Origin of the sequence: Moraxella sp. CTOTU47724 (genome assembly GCF_032014955.1) — a bacterium.
Classification (GTDB): Bacteria; Pseudomonadota; Gammaproteobacteria; order Pseudomonadales; family Moraxellaceae; genus Faucicola; species Faucicola tetraodonis.
Window position 1 is genome coordinate 24,348 of record NZ_DALZSV010000014.1, and the last position, 20,825, is coordinate 45,172.

The following is a 20,825-nucleotide window of genomic DNA, read 5'->3' on the forward strand; positions in this document are numbered from 1 at the left end:
GATACAATCTAAAATAGCGAGGTTTGATGTTTAATCAACAAAAAAATGCTATTATGCCACATTCATGCGCCACATTGGCAATTCAAAGCTGGTAATGCCAGCTTAGCCACCTAGATTTTCAAGCGTTCAACGCTTTGGCAGTCTGTCAACTTTGTGCCAATTTTGTGCCACCAAGAAGGTGTCGATAGTCATTGTGCGTTTTACCATTTATTTTTTTCACCTGTGTCAACAGGGCTCATCGAGTCCCTGTAAGCAATGAAAAGTGTCAGCCAAGATATGTCAAAAACTAAAATAGCTAACCAAAACTACTCATTAAAAACCTTTGATACCATCCCTATGCTAAAGCCGCATACGCCGCTGCTCGATGGTGTGGACAGTCCTGATGACCTAAAAAAATTCAGTACCGCGCAATTGCAGCAATTAGCCGATGAACTGCGCGAGTTTTTGCTGTATACAACGGGCGTCAGCGGTGGGCATTTTGGTTCTAACCTTGGCGTCGTTGAGCTCACCATTGCACTGCATTATGTCTTTAACTCACCCAAAGACCAAATTGTCTGGGACGTAGGGCACCAAGCGTATCCCCACAAAATTTTAACGGGTCGCCGTGACAAGCTTACCACCATTCGTAGCCAACATGGGCTGACTGCTTTCCCTGAGCGTCATGAGTCTGAGTATGATACCTTTGGCGTTGGGCATTCATCGACGGCGATTTCTGCAGGGCTAGGCATGTCGCTTGCTATGCGCTATTTAGGCAAACATGACAAAGTGGTTAGCATCGTCGGTGATGGTGCTATGACAGGTGGCATGGCGTTTGAAGCGATGAATGACGCGGTGCAACAAAATGCCGATTTGATTGTGGTGCTCAACGATAATGACATGTCAATCTCACAGGCAACGGGCGGATTTTCTAAACATTTAGCCACCCTTTGGCAGCGTGGTTTGGCAGTCGATATCGATAAAAATGGTGATGCGATTTTTACCAAGCGCGTCATTTCCAGTGAAGACCGCCGTATTCGTCATTATTTGCACATGGCAAACGAAGCCTTAGATGATTGGACATCGCGCCTGCCCAATAAAATTGTCGAAAAATTGGCAGAAAAAGGTATTCCTAAACCCTCTCAGTTAGAGACATTACCTGAGAAAATCGCCAATAAACTCATTGATGAAGTGTTCCCCGAAAACTTATTTAAAGCCATCGGTTTTCATTATTTTGGACCGTTTGACGGGCATGATGTTGCCAAATTGACTCAAGTGTTTGAACGGGTCAAGCAGTTGAAAGGTGCGGTACTTGTCCATGTGCATACGGTCAAAGGTAAAGGCTTTTTACCTGCAGAATGCGACCCGATTACTTATCATGCCATTACCAAACTTAAAAAAATCAACCCAGCGCAAGAAAAATCTGTGCCAGTTGCCAGCCAAAAGCCCGTAGCTACTGTAGCTACTCCCGCCAAAAAATACTCGCAAGTGTTTGGTGAGTTTATCTGCGATAAAGCCGCCACAGACAAACAACTGATGGCGATTACCCCTGCGATGGCTGAAGGCTCAGGCATGACCGAATTTGCCAAGCGCTTTGCCAGCCAATTCTTTGATGTGGCGATTGCCGAGCAACATGCAGTGACCCTAGCGGGTGGCATGGCGACCCAAGGCGTCAAACCGATTGTCGCGATTTACTCCACATTTTTACAACGTGGCTATGACCAACTGATTCACGATGTGGCGTTGCAAAATCTCAACGTGATGTTTGCCATTGACCGTGCAGGCTTGGTCGGTGAAGACGGTGCGACTCATGCGGGGGTGTTTGATATCGCCTTTATGCGAACTGTGCCTAATATGGTGATTGCTTGTCCAAAAGATGAGAATGAGTGCTATAACTTACTCAATACTTGTTATGAGCATATTGGACCCTCTGCCGTACGTTATCCACGCGGTAACGGCATTGGGGCAGAGATTGATAAAAACCAAGCGATGTATCCAATCGGTAAGGCAGCGCTTGAACAGACTATTGATGCCACTGCTGCAGGTACGAGCAACGTGGCGAAAAAAGTTGCGGTGCTTGCTTTTGGTACCATGGTAAAGACGGCGGTCACGGCGTGTCAAAACTTAGCCGAAACTTACCCAACGACGACGTTTTTTGTTTATAATATGCGGTTTGTTAAACCGTTAGACAGCGAATTACTGGATACTCTATTGGCGCAAAACTGCTCCATTGTTACCCTTGAAGAACACCAAATCATGGGCGGTGCCGGTAGTGCGGTCAATGAATACCTCGTTGCTCAAGCAGCAAAAACAAGCCAAACCTTGCCAACGCTACTTAATATCGGTATCCCCGATAAATATATCGCGCATGGCAGCCCTGAGCAGCAATTAGCCGATTGTGGGCTAGATGTCGCGGGTGTGGTCAAACAGATGCAAACGATTTTGTCATAAATTTTAAATTTTTATCCTTCAACAAAAGGTCAATTATGGAACCGATGGTCGTCATGGCAGCCCGCGCTGCACAAAAAGTAGGTCAAGAGATTTTAAATGCACACAACAATCGCCACAAGCTAGAGTTCACGATTGAAAGCAAAGGCTTAGATGGTTTGGTGACCCAAATCGACCGTTATAGCGAAGAATTATTGATCGCGATGCTTAAAGAAAGCTACCCAACCCACTCGTTTTTGGGTGAAGAATTTGGGCTACAAGAAGGCAAGGGCAATGATAAAGACTGGTGCTGGGTCATTGATCCATTAGATGGTACCCACAACTTTATTCATGGTTTGCCGCATTTTTGTGTCTCAATCGGGGTGCAAAAAAATGGCGTCACCGAGCATGGCATCATCTATGACCCAGTGCGTGATGAGATGTTTTCAGCCAGTCGTGGTAAAGGCGCGCGTCTCAACCAACGCCGTATCAGCGTCAGTGAGCATAAAACCATTGATGGCGGCTTTTTTACCACAGGTCATCCGCTTGAGCGTAACCGCGCGGAAGGTAAAGTATCGTATGCCAAAGAGCATTTTGAAAGCTTACAAAAAATCTGCGAACAAGGCGGTCAAGTGCGCCGTGTGGGTTCAGCCGCGTTAGATTTGGCATATGTCGCAGCGGGACGGTTTGATGGTTATTTTGAAATGTCTATCAAACCTTGGGATATCTGCGCCGGTGAGTTAATTGTCACGGAAGCGCGCGGTACTGTGGTTGACCATACAGGCGCACACAATGCGATGCAAACAGGTTCTATCTTTGCGGCAAATATCAAACTATTAAAACCATTGATGCAAACCGTGGTGCCAGTTTGGGGCAGTGCCGTAAAAGGCTGATGTTACTGTGACATTAAAAACGCGCTAACTAATGGCGCGTTTTTTTTCATCATCAATTTGCAAAAAAATAGGCTAAGCTAAAGAGGGTAAGTTAAGCAGATAGACAACAACGTTGGCATAATAAGAGATGACAATATAAAAACGGCAATCAATATTCACTGATTGCCGTCCTCGTTCTATATGCTGTTTTATAGCATCTTATTTATAGTATCTTGCTAAAATTCACCTAACTGGCGTATGTTAGAAAGGCTATCTTTCAATATACTGTAATTTGTTGGGTACGCCATCCCATTCTTTGGCATCGGGTAGTGGGTCGTGCATGGCTGAGATGTTTGGCCATTTTTCGGCGAGTTCTGCGTTAAGTTCGATGTATATTTCTTGACCTTTTGGCACTTCATCTTCTGAGAAAATCGCATTGGCAGGACATTCTGGCTCACACAGCGCACAGTCAATACATTCATCGGGATGGATGACCAAAAAATTCGGACCTTCATAGAAACAGTCCACAGGACAGACTTCAACGCAGTCAGTATATTTACAACGAACACAGTTATCAGTAACGACGAAAGTCATGGCGGTGGCTACCTTTTTTTAGTTGCACAAATGTTAAAAGCATAAAAAATACAATCGTATTATTTTAGCGCGTTACGCTTTTTTTAACAATTCCTTTAATGAATAAATAAATTCTAACGCCTGTTTCGGCGTCAGCTCGTCAGGGTTTATGGCTGTTAGTTGTTGAGTAAGTTTATATTCATCAGCCTTCAATGTTTGATAGTCAGCCGCGGCACTTTGCAAATCCAGACCCAATTGTTTCTCATCTTTTGGTGGATAGGGTAAAGGATGGTTTGGCAAAATTTTTTGTTCGCTTTGGTTATCCAAATAATATTGCGCTTGGGCTAATAAGTCTTGCGGCAAACCTGCCATTTTGGCGACATGGAGTCCAAAACTGCGATGCGTCGCCCCCGGTGCGATTTTATGCAGTAGTAGTAACTGCCCGTTGATTTCTTGGGTGACAAGGTGTTGATTAAACATTTTGGGGTGGCGCTCAGCCAGTTCAGTGAGCTCAAAATAATGGGTGGCAAATAGGGTCAAACAGCCGATTTTTTCTGCTAAATAATTCACGCACGCATGCGCAATCGCTAGACCATCTTGGGTGCTGGTGCCACGACCGACTTCATCCATGAGTACCAACGAGTTGGCATTGGCTTGGTTCATGATATTGGCGGTTTCGATCATCTCGACCATAAAGGTTGATTTACCACTTGCCAAGTCATCCGCTGAGCCAATGCGGGTGAAAATCCGCTCAATACGACCGAGCGTCACCGACTGGGCAGGGACATACGCCCCACAACAAGCAAGTAGCACGATGAGCGCGGTTTGACGCATGTAGGTCGACTTACCGCCCATATTGGGGCCTGTGATGAGCATCAAGCGTTCAAGTTGGGTGGCTGTTCCCATGACACAGTCATTGGCGACAAATGGGTCAAGCGATGCCGTCTGATGGTGAGCTTGGCGCTGTTGACCTGCTTCAACCACGATATGGCGTCCGCCTTGGATATTGAGGCTTACAGTATCATCACTGGCATTAAACAACGGGCGGCACCAGTTTTTACTATGAGTAGAACGATTCTGCAAACGCGTTAGACTGACCCAGTTGGCAAGTACGTCCAAATACCCAATCGCTTTGGCAAGGCGCTGCAGCTCGCCAAGCTGCGACTTGAGCTGATGGAGCAGATTTTCATAGATACGTTTTTCAAGGGTCAACGCTTGCCCTTGAGCTGATAAATAGGATTCTTCAATGGTTTTGAGTGCTGGCGTGATAAAGCGTTCAGCATTTTTGAGCGTTTGACGGCGAGTAAAATATTCAGGCGCGTTCTTGGCTTGTAGGGCGCTAAGTTCAAAATAAAATCCGCTCACTTTATTAAAGCCCACTTTGAGCATGGGCAAGTTATTTTTTTGCCGCTCTTGCACCGCCAATTCTTCCAATGTTTGCTCGATATTGCCATGCAGATTTTGTAATTCATCAAGCTGTGGGTCATAGCCCTTTTTTATCATGCCGCCATCACGGATGTGGGCGGGCGGCTCATCGACAATCGCTTGGTCTAGCAAGGCATGGATATTGGCAAAGCTATCAGTTAAGGCTAAGTCAGGTAGCTGTTTGCTAAGCATGGCAAGCAAAGGCGTCTCAGCACTTAGCGTCGTTATGTTGGTAAAATCAAAATGTTGCTGCAACTGCTTTGACAACGCTAACGCTTGCGCCAAGCTCAGACGCAATTTGAGCAAATCGGTCGGTTTTGCTGAACCCAAGCCAATGCGTCCCCCAATGCGTTCGATATCGCTGATTTCGCTTAAGGTTTGTTTAAGTAATTCAAACGCTGCTATCGGTAATGTCATCAGTTGTTCAACCGCATCAAGTCTGCGGTTAATCAGGGTGACATTGCGTAGCGGTCGGTGCAAATGATGCACTAAAGCGCGTTTACCCATCGGCGTTTGGCAATGATCAATCACCGATAACAGCGAAATACCCGATGCCAGCACGGGTTTAAAAATTTCCAAATTTTGCTGACTGATGGTATCAAGCTGCAAAAAATCGCCGTTATGCTCAAGCTGCAGGCTACGAATATGGCGTAAATCAGCTTGCTGGGTCTGTTTGCCGTAATGCAGTACAACCGATGCCGATGAGATGGCAAGCGGTTTTTGCTCAATGCCAAACCCTGCCAGCGTGGTGACACTTAGATGCTGGGTCAGATGTTCAAGCGCGTTATTGGGCAGAAAATAACTGTGCGGCTGTGACAAAATAGGCGGTAGGGTGGCTGTTGGGCTATTTGCGCTCAGACAATCCTGCAAAAAATGTTGCCATGCCTCAGACAGCTGTTCATCTATCAGCACTTCACTGGGATCAAAGCGGGCGAGCGCGTTAGCAAGCTCGCTTTGTAGCGCAGTATGGCTATCGCAGTTAAGCTCAGTGACGCGGATTTGTCCTTGTGCCAAATCCAGCTGTGCCAATCCCACCGACATTTGCTGTTTGGCAAAGCTGATAGCGACGACCGTTGGCGTCTGCCCTTGGGTGATGAGGTTATCATCCGTCAGCGTTCCTGCGGTTAAGGTACGGACGACTTTACGTTCCATAATCTTAGCGGCATTGGCTTTTGTTTTGCTGGTTTTTGTTGCCGTGTTTTTTGCTATGCTTTTGGCTGCAGTGTCTGTTGCTACAGTGTTTTCTTCAAGGCTGTCTTCAGAGCCGTCTTCTGGCTTTTCTTCTTCAACTTGTTCACATACCACCACGGTTTGCCCGGCATTAATCAGCCGAGCAATATAGCCGTCTGCCGAATGAAACGGCACACCTGCCATCGGGATGGTATTGCCCTGTTTATCTTTGCCACGTCGGGTCAAGGTGATGCCCAAAATATCGGCAGCAAGCTTGGCATCATCGAAAAACAGCTCATAGAAATCACCCATCCGGTACAGCACCAAGGCATGGGGATAATCCGCTTTTAGCGTGAGATATTGCTGCATCATGGGGGTGTGATGGTCAAGATTGTGAGGCATGGTCTGGGGCATAATAGTTAAACGTTATGAAGTTAAGCAACAGGTGCGTTTGTCGCACCATGTTGGGTGTGTGAGGTGGGTTAAGGCTGGTATGCACAAATGCACGTTAGTTCCAGCCTATTTTTTCGAGCTTATTTACCAGTTTATTTACCGGCTTATTTAAAAGCTTAAAGCGATTGGATTTTTGAGATCCAATGCTGTTTTTCAGCATCCCCTATAAAAGACGCGTTAAAGCTGTTAATCGCCAATTGTTTAATATCGTCATTTGATAGCGCTAGCGCCTGCTCAATAGCGACAAAGTTGTCATTCATATAGCCACCAAAATACGCCGGGTCATCTGAGTTCACTGTCACGCACACGCCTTGGTGCAGCATGGTTTTGATATTGTGTTCGCCCATGTCTTGCACCACTTTTAGTTTAAGATTACTTAACGGACACACCGTCAACGGCATTTGCTCCGCTATCAAGTATTGCATGAGTTTATCATCTTCTGCCGAGCGCACACCGTGATCGATACGATTGACCTTTAGCAAATCCAACGCTTGCCAAACATACGCGGGATCGCCTTCTTCGCCCGCATGCGCAACCGTCAAAAACCCAAGCGCTCGAGCTTTGGCAAATACCCGTTCAAACTTGGCTGGTGGATTGCCCACTTCGCTAGAGTCAAGCCCCACGCCAATGATATTATCTTTAAATGGCAACGCCTGCTGAAGGGTGGCAAACGCGCTGTCTTCGCTCAAATGACGCAAAAAACACAAGATCCAATGCGAGGTGATGCCCATTTTTGCTTTGGCATCTAAGCTTGCTTGATAAAGCCCTTGAAAACAGGTAGCAAAATCCACCCCCCGCTCTGTATGGGTCTGTGGGTCAAAGAAAATCTCCGTATGCACCACATTATCAGCCTGGCATTTTTCAAAATACGCCCACGCTAAATCATAAAAATCCTGCTGTTTGACCAAAACGTTTGCGCCGGCATAGTAGATATCCAAAAACGATTGTAAATTATGAAAATTGTAGGCATTTTTGACATCTTCAATGGTTTGGTAGGGTATATCGATTTGGTTGCGTTTAGCGATGGCAAACATCAGCTCCGGCTCAAACGTGCCTTCGATATGCACGTGTAGTTCGGCTTTGGGTAATTGATGAATCAGTTGTTGTGGCGTCAATGTGGCAGTCATGGCAAACTCGATAGCATAATGGCAAAGATGGCGTTAAAATCTTTCAAGAAAATTTCAACAATGAAAAACTCGAAAATAAAGCTCAATTATGGGGATGGATTGATAAAGATAAAGGTAATAGAGGCAAGCGGTTCAAACTTACAGGCTGTCATAACCTTGTATCTAAAAAAAGCAAACCCATATATAATAGCAAAATTTATTTTGAACACCTTTATTAACCGTCATCGTATTAAAAGTCATTGCACTTATTGATTTGAGCACTTTAGGAAAACCCTCGTATGTTAGGCAAAATGATAGGCAAGGTTATCGGCACCAAAAACGACCGTGAGCTTAAGCGAATGCGTAAGTTGGTCGACAAAATCAACGCCTTAGAACCCAAAATCCAGCCCCTCTCTGACGAAGCATTAAAACAGAAAACTGCGGAATTTAAAACCCAGTTTGAGCAGGGTACTAGCCTAGATGCCATTTTACCTGAAGCTTTTGCGGTCTGTCGTGAAGCCTCAAGCCGTGTGCTTGGCATGCGTCACTACGATGTACAGCTCATCGGGGGTATCACCTTGCACGAAGGTAAAATCGCCGAGATGCGCACGGGTGAAGGTAAAACCTTGATGGCAACGCTTGCGATATATCTCAACGCGATTAGCGGTAAAGGCGTGCATGTCGTCACCGTCAATGACTACTTGGCAAGCCGCGATGCCGAATTAAACCGCCCGTTGTTTGACTTTTTGGGCTTGACTGTCGGCGTGATTTACTCACAGCAAGACCCGATGGAAAAATTTGAGGCCTATGCCGCAGATATTACCTACGGTACCAACAACGAATACGGCTTTGACTACCTGCGTGACAATATGGTATTTCGCCTAGATGAGAAAAAACAGCGCGGACTCAACTATTGTATCATCGATGAGATTGACTCGATTTTGATTGATGAAGCGCGTACGCCGCTGATTATCTCGGGTCAAGCCGAAGACTCATCCGCCATGTACAGGCTGATTGACACCATCATCCCGCGCCTCAAACGCTCAGAAACCGAAGAAGGCAACCGCGAAAACCGTGAGCAGGATTTTTGGATTGATGAAAAAAATCGTCAAATCGAAATCAGTGAAAAAGGCTACGAGAAAATCGAAAAATTCTTGGTAGAAAAAGGCGAGCTTAGCGAAAACGAGAGCCTATATAGCCCAACGCGCTTGCCACTACTAGCCCACGTTCAAGCTGCGATTCGTGCGCACCATTTATTTGTTAAAAACATTCACTATATCGTGCATGAAGGCGAAGTCATCATTGTCGATGAAAACACAGGGCGTACCATGCCCGGTCGCCGCTGGTCAGAAGGGTTGCACCAAGCGGTTGAAGCCAAAGAACAGGTCGAAATCCAAGCCGAAAACCAAACCCTTGCAACTACTACTTTCCAAAATTATTTCCGTCTGTATGACAAACTCTCAGGCATGACGGGTACAGCCGATACCGAAGCTGCGGAGTTTAAACAAACTTACGATTTAGATGTGGTGATTATCCCCACCCACAAACCAATTCAGCGTATCGACCTTGATGACCAAATTTTCCTAAGTAAAATGGGCAAATATCAAGGCATCATCCGCGAAATCAAACGCATTCAAGAGAAACAGGCGCCGATTTTGGTGGGGACGGCAACCATTGAAGCCAGTGAAGTGCTTTCAGAGTTACTGACGCAAGAAGGCATTCAACATAACGTCCTTAATGCCAAACAGCACGAGCGTGAAGCCGATATTATCGCGCAAGCGGGTAGCCCCAATGCGGTCACTATTGCCACCAACATGGCAGGTCGCGGTACCGATATTATCTTGGGGGGTAACTGGCAAGCAGAGCTCGCCAAAATCGATAATGTCACCCCTGAAATGAAACAACAAGCCCATGCCGAATGGCAAGTGCGAAACCAACAAGTGCTAGAGGCGGGTGGCTTACATATCATCGGTTCTGAGCGTCACGAATCGCGCCGCATCGATAACCAATTGCGCGGTCGTGCGGGCCGTCAAGGTGACCCGGGGGAGTCACGCTTTTTCTTGTCGCTTGAAGATGACTTGATGCGGATTTTCGCTGGCGATCGCGTGGTGAATATGATGCGCGCCATGGGGCTAAAAGAAGACGAAGCCATTGAGCACAAAATGGTGTCACGCTCGATTGAAAACGCCCAAAGCAAAGTGGAAAACCGCGACTTTGATGCCCGTAAGAGCCTACTCAAATACGATGACGTTGCCAACGAACAACGTAAGGTTATCTATAAGCAGCGCGATGAACTGCTCGCCGAAAGTAATCTACAAGCAGGTATCGAAGCGATGCACTACGATGTGTACAATGCCTTGATTGACCAATTTGTGCCACCTGGTTCGATTGATGACCAATGGGACATTGATGGGCTTGAAGACGAGCTTGAAAATGAGTTTCGTATTTATATGCCAATCAATGACTGGCTAGATGCCGATCGTCGTCTGGATGAAGAAGGTTTACGCCAAAAAATTATCGAGGCTGCGTTACTCAACTACCGCGCTCGCCGTGAGCAAATGGGTGAAGAAAATGCCGCCCAGCTTGAGCGTCACTTTATGCTATCTAGTCTAGATAAGCATTGGAAAGAACATCTCAACCAAATGGATCAACTGCGTAAAGGTATCCATCTGCGAGGCTATGCGCAAAAAAATCCTGAGCAAGAATATAAATCTGAATCTTTCTCATTGTTCCAAAGTATGCTCGGTGCTATCAAGTCTGAAACCGTGCAAGATTTAGCGCGTGTGCATATCCCAACGCCAGAAGAAATCGCTGAGCTTGAGCGTCAGCAACGTGAACAAGCCGAGATGATGCGTCTGCATTTTGAGCACCAAGAAATGAATGGCGTGACCGGTGAGCTGAGTGACGATGAAGACATGATTGCGCGTAATAGCCAGCAACGCACGCGAGCTACGTATTCCTTTGGTCTAAGCGGCTCAGCAGCGGCAACCGCGAGTCCAGAGATGGCTGAAAATGGTGACAATCCATATGCCAACTTAGCGATTAGCCGAAATGCCCCTTGTCCATGTGGTTCTGGTTTAAAATACAAGCAATGCCATGGTAAAATTTAAGGTGACATCATTATCATCTTTGAATTAGCAACCTTGTTGATTGAGCAATTTTTACTATATAGACTATCAAGTACGTTGTCGGGTTGAGCGATTTATTGATAGTAGAGGATTACCCATGCAAAACACACTAGCAAAAATCACCATGCTGAGTTTAGTATCGGCGCTTACGTTGACAGCTTGTGATAAAAAGACAGACAGCACAGACAATGCCGCGGCAGCATCAGCGGCAGAATCACAAGCCGTACCAATGTCAGCTGCGCCTGCCGATGAAAAAAATAGCGCCGCTGTGACCGAAGCCAATGCCACCGTAGATGCCGGTCCTGACGCTACCAGCGCCAGTGGCACAGCAGCGACCCCTGTTGATGCGATGCCAGCGAGTAACACCGAGGCAGACGCTGCAGATGACGGCGGCGCGGATAATTCAGACATGGATAAGATTACGGAAAATGATACCGTGATTGATAATGCACCTGCTTCGCCCAATGCACCAAAAGCCAGCGATGATGCAGCGCCTGCCGTCGGTAACCAAAAAGTTGGTCAATAACAACTACACCCACAAAAAAAGCTGATACCCATCAGCTTTTTTTTAACACTTCATTTAAACGCTGTTCAAATAATTATCAAAACGCACGATCTCATTTGATAGGCTTAGGTTAGGCGATTGGTCTGCAAGAAAAGGCGCTGATTTGGGTCTTTTGACTACTACCACACCCTGTGGGGTTATTTGCGCCAACGCTGCTGACAATAATTGTTGTGATTGCGCAATCGACGGTGGGGTCGTCACAGTATGCAACATCTGCATATGTTTATTAACCGCTGATTTGTAGCTATCAGCGGGAAACATCGGGTCTAGATAGACACGGTCGACTTTAGGCAACTTAGCCAGCAATTCTATCGCATCGCCATGATAAATCGTTAATCGACTCATCAATTTTTGCCAGTTGCGATGCTGCGCCATTTTTTGCTGTTCTAGTTGCAGTAGCAAAAACATGAGTGGCTGCTGTTCAAGCAAAGTCACACTGGCACCGGTACTTGCCAAGATTAAGCTATCATGCCCAAACCCTGCGGTTGCATCAATGACAGTCATGCTGGCTTGTAGCTGCATGGCTTTGAGTAGCAGTTCAGTTTTTTTGCCTGCTTTGACCACCCGCTGTTGTAGGTTTTGCCAATTTGGGCTGACTTTCATGCCCGCTGCGATGACAAAAACATCACCTACCTCATCAATCAGCACACTGTTATCATCGACTGATTTCAGCCATTTTTGAGTTACTTTGCTAGTAATCTTTTGCAATTGTAAATTGACGGATAAAGGGGCGAGTATCGTTTCAACATTTGCCAAACGCTGCTCGCTTGGCAAAGTGTCAACATAATACAGTTGGATTGATTGATGAGATAGCATAGGGATTTAAATATAGCCCAGCATACCAGCGATGAGTACCAGTACGCCTACCACGATGCGCCACCAAGCAAAAATCGTAAAATCGCGGGTACTGACCCAGTTAACCAACCATTTGATGAAAATCATGGCAAAAATAAATGAGACTACCACACCCACTGCCATGATGGTCCAGTCTTCAGTGGTGGTTAAAATATGATGGTTTTTGGTCAGATCTAGTAGCCCAGCACCCACCAATACAGGAATCCCTAAAAAGAAAGAATACTCCGCAGACGCCTTACGTGATACCCCCAAAAATAGCGAGCCGATAATGGTAGACCCTGAGCGAGAAGTACCAGGAATCAAGGCAAGACATTGAATCAAACCAATGATAATCGCCGTTTTAATATCGATATCTTCTGCTTCGGCATATTTGACCGTATGTTTGTGTTGTTGGCGCTCCGCCCAAAAGATAATCAAACCACCGACAATCAATGAGATCGCCACTACGGTTGGGTTAAATAACGCCGCTTTTAACGCTTTATCAAACAGCAAACCTATCAGCATAATCGGAATGGTGGAAATAATCAGCGAGATACCCAATTGACGCGGGTTGTTACGCTCAGGGTCTTTACCCGTAATAAGTCCCATCAAGGCGCGCCATAGCCGCCCCCAGTACAAATAAATTACCGCTGAAATCGCTCCCAGTTGAATGACGACGATAAACAAGTCGGCTTTATCTTTGGTCCAAAAATTTAACAGGGAGTCGGCAAGAATTAAATGCCCGGTACTTGAAATCGGTAAAAATTCGGTAATGCCCTCAACCATGCCCATGATGATGGCTTTAAAAATCAAAATAAGATCCATAACGTATCCAACTATGTTAGTTATTAACAGTCAAAGCTAACAATTTTTGCGCTTATAACAAGGTAAAGGGTAGCGAGTCAAACTTAACACAACATGAGTAATCAGCCGATAAATTAAGCCTTTTGTTGTTCGGCTAGGGTTTTCCACGCATTATTTCTTAAATAAACCGGCAGTGCCAGCTCAGCAGGGACGGATTGGTGCTGCTGGTACAAGGTTAGCCCAAGTTTGGCAATGATAACGGCTGAGGGGCGAATATCGGCAAAGATGGCTTGACCTAGCTGCGCATTGACCAAGGTTGCGCCATTGCCTACTAAGGCTAAGTCTTTGTCTATCACACTGTCATAATCAAGCAAATGCTCAGTAGCGCCTGCCACAAGCTGCATGATACCATCGCTCACGGCGTATTCACCTGCGTACACTTGGTTCATGCGCGCATCTGTCAGCGCCAATACGTGGGGGCTTTGGTGTCGTTCAAATGCCGCTTGGGCGATAGCTTGCAGGCTTGATATAGGCAAACAAGGCACATCATGGGCAAAAGCGATGGCTTGCGCTACCGCCGTATTAATGCGTATGCCACTAAAAGCCCCGGGTCCTCGATTAAAAGCAATCGCAGTCAGTTGTGACCAATCAATCGATGATGCTGTCATCAGCGCGTGTATCATCGGCAAAATTTGCTGGGTTTGCAGACGATTTCCCGTCAGGGTCTGTTCAGCGACGACATTACCCGCTAAATCCATGAATGCCACCGAGCATTGGTCAAACACACTTTCAAGTGCCAAAATCATAACAAATTGCCTTTACCGTTTGTAGCAATCATGCGCTTAAAGCACACAAATTTTGCCTAAAAAATTGCTTGGTATGATACCACTAAAAACAAATTTGAGCACAATTTAGTTAACATTGATTTAGGTAAAAATGCCCTCAACCCCGTCAATAAAGTGCTATAATCCTCACTATTTCTAAGGGTTTAAAGACAGTTTATTGAGGCAAATAACGAACGGTTAACAATGGTTTGCAAAGTCACTCAGAGTTATTCAAAGTCACTTTGCTGGACAATTTTATAGCGTATGTTATAGCATGTTTTATTAGTGGTCTAAGTTTTATTTGTCGGTTAAATGGGTAGATAGGTTATGAGCGGTAAAATAATTTTTGATAATGGCAAGCATCAGTGCATTATGTTTAGTGATTTGGTAAAAGGTGACGGTATTCAGTCCAATCAATTTTTAATTTTGCACTCAGATGAAGAAACTGTCGGCGCGGTTATTGACCCAGGTGGGGATTTGACCTATACGCCGCTAACCCTAGCACTGCTCAAACATACGGATATAAGGCATATCCGCTATGTGATTGGCTCACACCAAGACCCCGATATCATTGCGTCATTGCCGCGTTGGCTATTGCATACCCAAGCCAATATCGTCATCTCAAGATTGTGGGAGCGTTTTTTACCGCATCTTAACTCCGCGTTTACCACTGACCGTCTGCAAGAAGGGTATCTTAAGCGCTTGATTGCGCTACCAGATGAAGGCGCGGTGTTGCCTTTGGGGAAAAGCCAGTTATTTGCTTTGCCTGCGCACTTTTTGCATTCAGAAGGTAATTTTCAGTTTTATGACCCCATCAGCAAAATTTTATTTTCAGGCGATATGGGGGCTTCGTTGCTCGGTGATGCGAATGTGCCAGTGGAAGATTTTGATTCCCATATTCCGACCATGCGAGGGTTTCATCAGCGCTACATGGTCAGTAATAAAGTCACCCGTTTTTGGGCAGATGCGGTTCGGCAGTTAGATGTCGAGATGATTGTGCCGCAGCATGGCAAATCTTTTGTTGGCAAAGCCATGATTAATCGCTTTTTGGATTGGATAGGCAATTTGCCTTGCGGGGTTGATTTGCTCACACAAGACGATTATGACTATGCAGGGCTGATTAATAGTGTTAAAGTTGACTGATTTGTTGTTTTAGTCGATGATGACCTGTACTGTCACCCCTGTTTTTGAACAATTTGCCAACTCATACGATGCCGCCACGCCGATTCAATCGCAGGTGGCAGAGCATTTGGCGCAGCTCATTGTGCGTTACCATACCGGCGTAACCGATATGTGCGTGGTTGATGTGGGCTGTGGCACAGGAAAATTGACGCAGGCGGTGATGTCAAAGTTTTTACAAAATGCAGCGTTAGCTTCCGCTCAGTTATATGGCGTCGATACTGCTGCCAGTATGCTTGCAATTTGGCAACAGCGAGTCGCGCATCTTTTGTCGATGCCGCTGTCATCTACCTCATCCTCACCAACTTCTCCAATGACGCTGCACAGCCAAGCGCTTTGCGCCAATATGGCAGATATGGCATTGGCGAATCAATCAGCCGATTTGGTGATGAGTAGTTTTGCCCTTCATTGGACATCGCCAAGCGTTATCGCAGAGCTTGGGCGCATCGTCAAAACCAAAGGTCAGCTGCATTTGGCGATTCCGGTGGCAGGTTCTTTTCATGAAGTCAGTCAGCGCTTTCCCAAGTTACCTGTTTTTGATTTTTTACCCAGTCACGCTTGGCTAGCGGCGATAGAGACCTTGCAGCAACAGCGTCAAGGCACGCTAATATATCACACCGAGCAATCGTTTGCCTTTTCTTATGACAATTTAAAAAGTCTGTTAAAAAATCTCAAGCAAATGGGCGGCGCCGTCTCTGGCAAAGACAGCATCGATACGGCGACATTTAGACGCTATTTGCAAGACCAATCGCCGATTGGGCTGGATTACCAACTGCTGATGATTGGCTTACAGCTGTAAGGGTAACAAATTTATCGACGATTTGGCTAACGTTTAGCGTTACACTAGCATCAACTTTATCCCCCTTTTTGATTAGTTTAATTAACAATTCTATGACTACACACACTCTGTCTTTTAAAGATAAGCTACAAGCCTATATTCACCTGACCCGCTTTGATAAGCCTGTGGGCATTGAGCTGGTGTTTTGGTCGACTTTATGGGCGGTTTTTTTGGCGGCAAAAGGGTTTGAGCAATTCCCCCCTTGGCATGTGGTGGCAATCTTTGCGGTGGGTGCGGTGTTGATGCGAGCGGCAGGCTGTGCCATCAATGACTTTGCTGATAGAAAAGTCGATGGGCATGTGTCGCGAACCAAAGGTAGACCGCTGGCGGATGGTCGCTTGACGGGTAAAGAAGCGGTTTGGACGTTTTTAATTTTATCTTGGGTGAGTGCAGCGTTATTAATATTTTTGCCCGTGCAGGTTTTTATTTGGTCATTTGGTGCGGTGGCGCTGGCGTTTATCTATCCGTTTATGAAACGCTTTACCCATTTGCCGCAAGTATTCTTGGCAGCGGCTTTTGGTTGGGCGATTCCGATGGCGTATGTTGCGGTATCGCAAGTATTAACAGGGCAGACCGAGGTTGATATTTGGTGCTGGCTGCTGTTTTTCGGCTATATGTGCTGGACGGTGGCATATGATACCCAATATGCGATGGCAGATCGTGAGGATGATTTAAAAATTGGGGTCAAATCCACCGCGATTTTATTTGGTAAACACGATGTGTTGATAATTAGCCTACTTCAAGGGGTATTTTTGCTCAGTTTGGCGGGCGTGTTTTGGCATTATTTTGGCGCGCTTTCAGTATTGGCGCTGCTACCTATCGTTGCCATGTTTTACCGACAAAATAAACAATGTCTGACCTACGATCGTAAGCTTTGCTTTAACGCATTTTTAGACAACGTGTGGGTAGGGCGCTATGTATTTTTGCTAATCGTGATACTGAGTGTATCGGCACTTCGAGGATAAACTGTGATAAACATAAAAAACGCCTAAATTTGATTGTAGGCGTTTTTTTTGATAATAGCCATAATTTAACTATAACCATAACTTGATAGGCAAATTGAGTCCAAGGCGGTTGGTGAGTTGGTTATTGTTAAGCCAAACAATCCGCTCAGCAAATAACCCCACCACCATAGGCAGCAGTTGGTGTTCCATCGCATGGACGCGCTGCTGTAATTGGCTAGCATTTTCAGCCGCGTTGACGCAGGTCACCGCTTGTGCGATGACTTCCCCTGCATCGAGTTCGCTCGTTACCAGATGCACGCTGCAACCATGATAGCGCTCGCCAGATTGTAACACGCGGGTATGGGTGTCCAAGCCTTTATAATTGGGTAGCAGTGACGGGTGCAGATTTATCATCGGCACGTTTAATCCCGTGCTGCTGGTGACACCATCAATAAACAGTGGCGTTAAAATCCGCATAAATCCTGCCAATACCACCAAATCAGGTTGCCAAGCGCGTAATTCTTGCAGTGCCTGTTGTTCAAAACCGACACGGGTATATTTTTTGCCATTATCGTCACGCTCAATCACCGCGGTTGCAATATTGACTTGTTGCTCATTGGCAAGGCGGATGCGCTCAAGCGCATAGGCATCGGCTTTATTACTAATCACGCCCACGATTTGAATGTTCAATAGTTGCTGTAGCTGCTTATCAATTAATACTTGCAGGTTACTGCCACTACCAGAGACGAGGACGGCAATTTTTAACGGGGTAGGGTTTGTCATGTTCAAATTCATAAGGATAGCAAAGCAATAGGTTGGAAAAACTAAGGTGCGTAAAAACGCACCTTTTAAACTAGCTCAATGGTAAATTAACTAAAGGGTAAATTAGCTTAAGGGTAAAATAGCCCAATAGTAAAGTAACCGATTGAGTCGCTGATAAAATTAGCGATAGGTTACCGCATCGCCCTTTCTTTCAACGATTTCACCCAATTTCCATGCGGTTTCGCCTTGTTCATTGAGTAATTCAATGGCTTGGTCTGCTTTATCTGCCGGTACCACGACGACAAAACCCACACCGCAGTTAAAAGTGCGGTACATTTCCATTTGCGCAATATTGCCTTTTTCTTGCAACCAAGCAAATACAGGCGGGAATGTCCAAGATTTCACATCAATTTGCGCCGCCAAATGGTCGGGCAATACGCGTGGTAGGTTCTCCGTCAAGCCGCCGCCGGTGATATGTGCCATCGCATGCAAGCTTGCGTTGCCCAAGGTTTTTTGCAGTTGTCCAATGGCTTTGACATAGATTTTTGTCGGTGCCATCAACACGTCTTTTAATGCTTTGCCGTCTAATTGTTCAGTGGCAACATCGGCACCGCTGACTTCAATGACTTTACGCACCAATGAATAACCATTTGAATGCACGCCGCTAGAGGCGATACCGATTAACACATCACTGTTGGCAACGTTTTTACCCGTGATAACTTCCGACTCTTCGACGACGCCCACACAAAAACCTGCCAAATCATAGTCGTCATCTTGATACATACCCGGCATTTCAGCCGTCTCGCCACCGATGAGCGCACAATTTGCCAATTTACAGCCGTCACCGATACCACTGATAACCGTTGCTGCGGTATCGACGTCCAGTTTTCCTGTGGCATAATAATCCAAGAAAAATAACGGCTCGGCGCCACAGACTAGCAGGTCATTGACACACATCGCGACCAAGTCTTGACCAATGGTGTCGTGCTGCTGAAGTTGTAAAGCCAGTTTGAGTTTGGTACCGACACCATCAGTCCCTGAGACCAATAAAGGGGATTTATAGCCTTGTGGAATACGGCACAAGGCGCCAAATCCACCCAAACCACCGACTACTTCAGAGCGGCTAGTTGCTTTGGCAACTGATTTAATGCGCTGAACTAACGCTTCGCCAGCATCGATATCGACGCCAGCATCTTTATAACTTAACGAAGTGGGTTGTGTAGTCATGGTCTTCCTATCGCCAGAATCATTGGGAAAAGTAATACGCGCATTATACCCAAATTCCCATCAAAAAGAAAAATAATCCATCGCTTTCCTACCTGGCTAGCATTAGGCTGTTTATCGTTGATGACGCCTTCTAGCCTCACAAATGTGATAGGGCTTTATAACATAGCTTTGAATATTTGTATGAGTTGTGCAGTTTGCGCTATCTATTTTTGTCAAATTACCTAAAATTAGTCGAAAATACAACGATGGCAGTGACCGTCTTTTATTTGACATTACCCTTATATTTTTGGCGTATTTGGCTTTTTTGAGGAACCTATGTACAACCCATTCCCTTATCGATTTACGAAAGATGTGTTTTTCAAACGGGTATTTATATCGCTATTTTTGGTTGCAATAGGCTATATCATTTATCAATTACAATCGGTAATTTTGCCATTTTTGGTAGCATTTATTTTATCGTATGCGATTAATCCGTTGGTGCAAAAATTACAGGACAAGGCACACATTCGCCGCTGGGTGGCGATTTTGCTGGTATATTTGTCCACTGCGCTGATGATTGGATTGATACTTTGGTGGCTCATTCCACTGGTGTGGGAGCAGTTACAATCGGCATGGAAGTATGTACCGACGGCAATTGACTATTATAACAATACGCTTCGAGGCTGGGTGCGTTCTCACACACCCATACGTTTACCTGCCATGCAAGTACGTGATATGTCCAAAGGCTTGGTCGATTTTCTCAAAGAAAACTACAATATCACCGATGCACGCTCATTTTTTACCAATTTAATGTTATCAGGCATGAATATAATCAACGTGGCGGGCATTGTGGTACTGGTGCCGATTTTGATGTTTTATTTTTTATATAATTGGGATGAGCGCTTGGTAAAAATGCGTCATATGATTCCCAACCGTTATATTCCATCGGTCTATCGTATCGCCAAAGAAAGTGATGAAGCGTTGATGTCATTTATCAAAGGTCAGTTACTGGTGATGGTGCTGCTGGGTATGGTGTATGCGGTACAATTGCAACTCATTGGACTTAAAGTCGGTCTTATCATCGGTATGATAGCGGGTATCGCAAGTTTTGTGCCGTATCTTGGCTTTACCCTTGGCTTTATTGCGGCGATTATTGCAGGGCTGTTTCAATTTGGCGTCGACTGGGTACATTTAGTGCTAATTGTCGGTGCCTTCATGGTAGGGCAGGCGGTGGAAGGTTATGTTTTGCAGCCGTTATTGTTGGGGGATAAAATTGGTTTATCACCATTATGGGTGATGTTTGCGGTACTTGCCGGGGCGGCACTGGCAGGCATTGCAGGTATGCTGATTGCTTTGCCGCTCGCCGCTGTACTCAATGTGCTATTCCAACATGCGTATGACAGTTACCGTGAAACTGAGTTTTACAAAGGCGATGCCCAATATAGTCTATTTAAAGAAAAAAATCTGATGGATATCAAGCTTGAGCAGCAACAAAAACAAATCGAGGAGCAAGTAAAAAAAGAAAATACCAGTTGGATGACGCGGATAAAAAATATGTTCTAAAACAGCAAGCTGTCATTCAAGTGACTACAAGCGCGTAATTTTGCCGTATAATAGCCGCCTATCTGATAAGCATTTCCTATCCGATAGGCGGCTATAGATACGCTCAATCAAGCATTTATTGTGGGTGGTATTTTAGTCCGCCTTACGCTAAATGCTTTTTTATTTGCAATTATCCC

At 45.6% G+C, this 20,825-nt stretch carries 16 protein-coding genes; 8 read left to right on the forward strand and 8 right to left on the reverse strand.

Annotated features, from left to right (window positions below):
* Positions 1-276: 276 nt before the first annotated feature.
* Positions 277-2,427 carry a 1-deoxy-D-xylulose-5-phosphate synthase gene (locus tag RTR63_RS04770; protein ID WP_312522945.1) on the forward strand — a complete coding sequence of 717 codons (2,151 nt, stop codon included), beginning with the start codon at positions 277-279 and terminating at the stop codon, positions 2,425-2,427.
* A gap of 35 nt (positions 2,428-2,462) precedes the next feature.
* Positions 2,463-3,296: an inositol monophosphatase family protein gene (locus tag RTR63_RS04775; RefSeq protein WP_007115595.1), complete on the forward strand. Its 834-nt coding sequence runs from the start codon at positions 2,463-2,465 to the stop codon at positions 3,294-3,296.
* 249 nt (positions 3,297-3,545) lie between these two features.
* On the opposite strand, the gene fdxA is transcribed toward RTR63_RS04775, so the two are convergent.
* The 3 genes from fdxA to RTR63_RS04790 all read right to left on the reverse strand — a co-directional run bounded on the left by fdxA (position 3,546) and on the right by RTR63_RS04790 (position 8,023).
* Positions 3,546-3,869, reverse strand: coding sequence for a ferredoxin FdxA (gene fdxA, locus RTR63_RS04780; protein ID WP_007115596.1), 324 nt, complete (start codon positions 3,867-3,869; stop codon positions 3,546-3,548).
* Between the two features lie 72 nt (positions 3,870-3,941).
* Positions 3,942-6,857 (reverse strand): DNA mismatch repair protein MutS, encoded by a 2,916-nt coding sequence (gene mutS / locus RTR63_RS04785; RefSeq protein ID WP_312522947.1) that lies wholly within the window; start codon positions 6,855-6,857, stop codon positions 3,942-3,944.
* Between the two features lie 155 nt (positions 6,858-7,012).
* Positions 7,013-8,023: an adenosine deaminase gene (locus tag RTR63_RS04790; protein WP_409418196.1), complete on the reverse strand. Its 1,011-nt coding sequence runs from the start codon at positions 8,021-8,023 to the stop codon at positions 7,013-7,015.
* 278 nt (positions 8,024-8,301) lie between these two features.
* On the opposite strand from RTR63_RS04790, the gene secA reads away from it, so the two are divergent.
* Together secA and RTR63_RS04800 are read left to right on the forward strand one after the other, a co-directional pair.
* Positions 8,302-11,112, forward strand: a complete 2,811-nt coding sequence (secA, locus tag RTR63_RS04795; RefSeq protein WP_312522949.1) for a preprotein translocase subunit SecA — start codon at positions 8,302-8,304, stop codon at positions 11,110-11,112.
* Positions 11,113-11,227: 115 nt separating this feature from the next.
* Complete coding sequence (locus RTR63_RS04800; protein ID WP_096489283.1) at positions 11,228-11,656, forward strand: hypothetical protein; 429 nt, start codon at positions 11,228-11,230, stop codon at positions 11,654-11,656.
* Positions 11,657-11,710: 54 nt separating this feature from the next.
* Here the strand turns inward: RTR63_RS04800 and RTR63_RS04805 are convergent, their stop codons facing one another.
* From RTR63_RS04805 to tsaB, 3 genes are all read right to left on the reverse strand, one after another.
* A complete protein-coding gene (locus tag RTR63_RS04805) occupies positions 11,711-12,511 on the reverse strand; it encodes a class I SAM-dependent methyltransferase (protein ID WP_312522952.1) in 801 nt (266 codons plus the stop codon).
* A 6-nt stretch (positions 12,512-12,517) separates the two neighbouring features.
* Positions 12,518-13,354: an undecaprenyl-diphosphate phosphatase gene (locus RTR63_RS04810; RefSeq protein ID WP_050324700.1), complete on the reverse strand. Its 837-nt coding sequence runs from the start codon at positions 13,352-13,354 to the stop codon at positions 12,518-12,520.
* Between the two features lie 113 nt (positions 13,355-13,467).
* Positions 13,468-14,139, reverse strand: coding sequence for a tRNA (adenosine(37)-N6)-threonylcarbamoyltransferase complex dimerization subunit type 1 TsaB (gene tsaB / locus RTR63_RS04815; protein ID WP_312522954.1), 672 nt, complete (start codon positions 14,137-14,139; stop codon positions 13,468-13,470).
* Positions 14,140-14,484: 345 nt separating this feature from the next.
* Here tsaB and RTR63_RS04820 point away from each other — a divergent pair, with 345 nt between their 5' ends.
* The 3 genes from RTR63_RS04820 to ubiA all read left to right on the forward strand — a co-directional run bounded on the left by RTR63_RS04820 (position 14,485) and on the right by ubiA (position 17,139).
* Positions 14,485-15,300, forward strand: a complete 816-nt coding sequence (locus RTR63_RS04820; protein WP_312522956.1) for an oxygen-binding di-iron domain-containing protein — start codon at positions 14,485-14,487, stop codon at positions 15,298-15,300.
* Positions 15,301-15,316: 16 nt separating this feature from the next.
* A complete protein-coding gene (locus tag RTR63_RS04825; RefSeq protein ID WP_312522958.1) occupies positions 15,317-16,135 on the forward strand; it encodes a methyltransferase domain-containing protein in 819 nt (272 codons plus the stop codon).
* A gap of 92 nt (positions 16,136-16,227) precedes the next feature.
* Positions 16,228-17,139 carry a 4-hydroxybenzoate octaprenyltransferase gene (gene ubiA / locus RTR63_RS04830; RefSeq protein ID WP_312522960.1) on the forward strand — a complete coding sequence of 304 codons (912 nt, stop codon included), beginning with the start codon at positions 16,228-16,230 and terminating at the stop codon, positions 17,137-17,139.
* A 69-nt stretch (positions 17,140-17,208) separates the two neighbouring features.
* Here ubiA and purN read toward each other — a convergent pair whose 3' ends face one another.
* Both purN and purM read right to left on the reverse strand, forming a co-directional pair.
* Positions 17,209-17,901: a phosphoribosylglycinamide formyltransferase gene (purN, locus tag RTR63_RS04835; protein ID WP_312522962.1), complete on the reverse strand. Its 693-nt coding sequence runs from the start codon at positions 17,899-17,901 to the stop codon at positions 17,209-17,211.
* A 159-nt stretch (positions 17,902-18,060) separates the two neighbouring features.
* A complete protein-coding gene (gene purM, locus RTR63_RS04840; protein ID WP_312522964.1) occupies positions 18,061-19,107 on the reverse strand; it encodes a phosphoribosylformylglycinamidine cyclo-ligase in 1,047 nt (348 codons plus the stop codon).
* A gap of 315 nt (positions 19,108-19,422) precedes the next feature.
* Between purM and RTR63_RS04845 the strand changes: the two genes are divergently transcribed.
* Positions 19,423-20,649, forward strand: a complete 1,227-nt coding sequence (locus tag RTR63_RS04845; RefSeq protein WP_312522966.1) for an AI-2E family transporter — start codon at positions 19,423-19,425, stop codon at positions 20,647-20,649.
* Positions 20,650-20,825 lie beyond the last annotated feature (176 nt).

Bases quoted from the DNA above. Each gene is read 5' to 3' on its own strand.
- RTR63_RS04770 (WP_312522945.1), top strand. From the start codon at position 277: ATGTCAAAAACTAAAATAGCTAACCAAAACTACTCATTAAAAACCTTT.
- RTR63_RS04775 (WP_007115595.1), top strand. From the start codon at position 2,463: ATGGAACCGATGGTCGTCATGGCAGCCCGCGCTGCACAAAAAGTAGGT.
- fdxA (WP_007115596.1), bottom strand. From the start codon at position 3,869: ATGACTTTCGTCGTTACTGATAACTGTGTTCGTTGTAAATATACTGAC.
- mutS (WP_312522947.1), bottom strand. From the start codon at position 6,857: ATGCCCCAGACCATGCCTCACAATCTTGACCATCACACCCCCATGATG.
- RTR63_RS04790 (WP_409418196.1), bottom strand. From the start codon at position 8,023: ATGACTGCCACATTGACGCCACAACAACTGATTCATCAATTACCCAAA.
- secA (WP_312522949.1), top strand. From the start codon at position 8,302: ATGTTAGGCAAAATGATAGGCAAGGTTATCGGCACCAAAAACGACCGT.
- RTR63_RS04800 (WP_096489283.1), top strand. From the start codon at position 11,228: ATGCAAAACACACTAGCAAAAATCACCATGCTGAGTTTAGTATCGGCG.
- RTR63_RS04805 (WP_312522952.1), bottom strand. From the start codon at position 12,511: ATGCTATCTCATCAATCAATCCAACTGTATTATGTTGACACTTTGCCA.
- RTR63_RS04810 (WP_050324700.1), bottom strand. From the start codon at position 13,354: ATGGATCTTATTTTGATTTTTAAAGCCATCATCATGGGCATGGTTGAG.
- tsaB (WP_312522954.1), bottom strand. From the start codon at position 14,139: ATGATTTTGGCACTTGAAAGTGTGTTTGACCAATGCTCGGTGGCATTC.
- RTR63_RS04820 (WP_312522956.1), top strand. From the start codon at position 14,485: ATGAGCGGTAAAATAATTTTTGATAATGGCAAGCATCAGTGCATTATG.
- RTR63_RS04825 (WP_312522958.1), top strand. From the start codon at position 15,317: ATGATGACCTGTACTGTCACCCCTGTTTTTGAACAATTTGCCAACTCA.
- ubiA (WP_312522960.1), top strand. From the start codon at position 16,228: ATGACTACACACACTCTGTCTTTTAAAGATAAGCTACAAGCCTATATT.
- purN (WP_312522962.1), bottom strand. From the start codon at position 17,901: ATGACAAACCCTACCCCGTTAAAAATTGCCGTCCTCGTCTCTGGTAGT.
- purM (WP_312522964.1), bottom strand. From the start codon at position 19,107: ATGACTACACAACCCACTTCGTTAAGTTATAAAGATGCTGGCGTCGAT.
- RTR63_RS04845 (WP_312522966.1), top strand. From the start codon at position 19,423: ATGTACAACCCATTCCCTTATCGATTTACGAAAGATGTGTTTTTCAAA.